We start from the raw sequence: 1749 nt of genomic DNA, 5'->3' as shown, positions 1-1749 counted from the left end.
TCCAGCTCCTGTAACTGTTACTGCACCGGAATTAACTGTAACTTCAGTTTTTGCGCTGCTTCCTGATGAAGTCGCACTTATTCCTGTTCCCTCATTGTTAGAACCTTCATTTTTGTTTTCTGTTACCGAAATCCCATTATCTACAGTAACTGATGTTTCATGAGAGTCACTTTCTACCGATATATCACTGCTTGCTCTTACACCGGTAGTGTCACCAGTGTTATCTGATACCGAAACTCCATCTTCAACTTTAACTGTATCGCCATCAGTTGCTGTTACAGTTTGCGCATACACCATCATACTCTGGCTCATGACAACTGCTGCAGTCAATGCGACCGCCATACCTTTTCTTACCGACAAAAAACTCTTTCTTCTCACGAGAATTCTCCTTTCTTTCCGTCTCGAAAGTACATTTTTCCGGCATAGAATTTGTACCGTTAACTCTCATTGTACAAATCCCCGGTATGCCTACAGGTTCCTAAACATAACCTATAAGAATACCCCCCCGAAAAGATATTCTCTGTCTTCTCGAGGGGATAACCGATCCACTATATTCAATTATCTTTTTTATCAGCAGTTTTTCGGTGAAATATTACCCTCTTCACATAAATAATTTAGAATTGACATACAGCTATACCTATATGGTCGAATTTTAGACTATATGAAAAGTGATATTTCTTTGGTATCATTCTTTGGTAAACAGATTTTTGTGCAATAATCGTAAATGTATATCCCCTAAAAGTAATTATAAAAAATGGATTAAATTAACTCATAACCTTTACTATGCGGATTTATCCGATGTTATAGTATTAATATGGAGGTGACAAGCATGGCAACGTCTAGTATTTTTCATAATGTAATTATAAATGATCCCGAAAAAGCAGATGCTTTTATTTCAGCCATTGAAGAATCTATTTCTGACCCTTATATCGGTCCAAGTATTCCAAAAGCCAAAATAGAATCTGATTCAAAAAAATTATCTAAGTTATTGAATTTATGGAAATCGGAGGCACCAAACTGATGTCGCCTATCGTTGTTAATATACTTGATTTAATCGATTTAGGTGGCGACAATGTCATTGAGCCAAAGCTCGCCACCTTTACATCACCACAAAATCCAGAAATAGAAGATTTTATTCGTAATAAAGCAATTCAATTTGCTATTGGAAAACTATCTATCACATATCTTGTAAGCGATGAATATACCGGAAATATACTTGGATACTTCACACTTACTCATAAATCTATCTTCCACTTCCAAAAAGAAACTTGCCCGATATTCCCGTATGGATGCTTCAACGGGAAACTATATGACATCCTCCTTTTTACTTGCACAATTTGGAAAAAACTACTCTTTAAGCGAAACGCAACGTATTGATGGAGATACTCTCATGAAATTAGCCACGGATGTTCTTATCGGAATTCAACATCAAATTGGTGGCGGCATAGTTTATCTTGACTGCGAAGATAAGGTTCCTTTAACTTCATTCTATCAAAGACAAAACTTCAAACAATTTGATGACAGATTATCATCTGAAGACAATCAAAAATATATTCAATTCATTCGATTCTTTTAATTTTCTTTATTTCCACACTCTAGACATATCCGCATTTTAAAAAATCTAAAGTATTCAAAAGTTCGATGGCAACTTCTATTCGTCATGTTGAATGCACAATTTTATTCCATTAAAAAATCCGGAATCAGAATAAATCTGATCCCGGTTTTTTTATCTTTGCTATTTACATATGT

Annotated in this window: 4 protein-coding genes; 3 read left to right on the top strand and 1 reads right to left on the bottom strand. The window is 35.1% G+C overall.

Annotated features, from left to right (window positions below):
* Window positions 1–378 (bottom strand): hypothetical protein (locus tag BXO88_RS16100; RefSeq protein WP_139355634.1); only part of this gene is annotated, 378 nt, incomplete at its 3' end.
* Window positions 379–829: 451 nt separating this feature from the next.
* Here BXO88_RS16100 and BXO88_RS16095 point away from each other — a divergent pair.
* Genes BXO88_RS16095 through BXO88_RS16085 form a run of 3 tightly spaced genes read left to right on the top strand, consistent with a single transcriptional unit; the run spans window position 830 to window position 1576 of the window.
* Entirely contained in the window at window positions 830–1021 is a 192-nt protein-coding gene (locus BXO88_RS16095; RefSeq protein ID WP_078038742.1) for a hypothetical protein, read from the top strand.
* Window positions 1021–1377 carry a hypothetical protein gene (locus BXO88_RS16090; protein WP_078038741.1) on the top strand — a complete coding sequence of 119 codons (357 nt, stop codon included), beginning with the start codon at window positions 1021–1023 and terminating at the stop codon, window positions 1375–1377. The genes BXO88_RS16095 and BXO88_RS16090 overlap by 1 nt, the downstream gene beginning before the upstream one ends.
* Before the next feature lie 13 nt (window positions 1378–1390).
* Window positions 1391–1576 carry a hypothetical protein gene (locus BXO88_RS16085; RefSeq protein ID WP_078038740.1) on the top strand — a complete coding sequence of 62 codons (186 nt, stop codon included), beginning with the start codon at window positions 1391–1393 and terminating at the stop codon, window positions 1574–1576.
* The last annotated feature ends 173 nt before the right edge of the window (window positions 1577–1749 follow it).

The sequence above is a fragment of the Oribacterium sp. C9 genome, assembly GCF_002007235.1.
GTDB lineage: Bacteria > Bacillota > Clostridia > Lachnospirales > Lachnospiraceae > Oribacterium.
Note: the sequence above shows the minus strand (reverse complement) of the source record. Positions and strands in the feature narration are given on the sequence as shown.

Bases quoted from the DNA above. Each gene is read 5' to 3' on its own strand.
- BXO88_RS16095 (WP_078038742.1), top strand. From the start codon at position 830: ATGGCAACGTCTAGTATTTTTCATAATGTAATTATAAATGATCCCGAA.
- BXO88_RS16090 (WP_078038741.1), top strand. From the start codon at position 1,021: ATGTCGCCTATCGTTGTTAATATACTTGATTTAATCGATTTAGGTGGC.
- BXO88_RS16085 (WP_078038740.1), top strand. From the start codon at position 1,391: ATGAAATTAGCCACGGATGTTCTTATCGGAATTCAACATCAAATTGGT.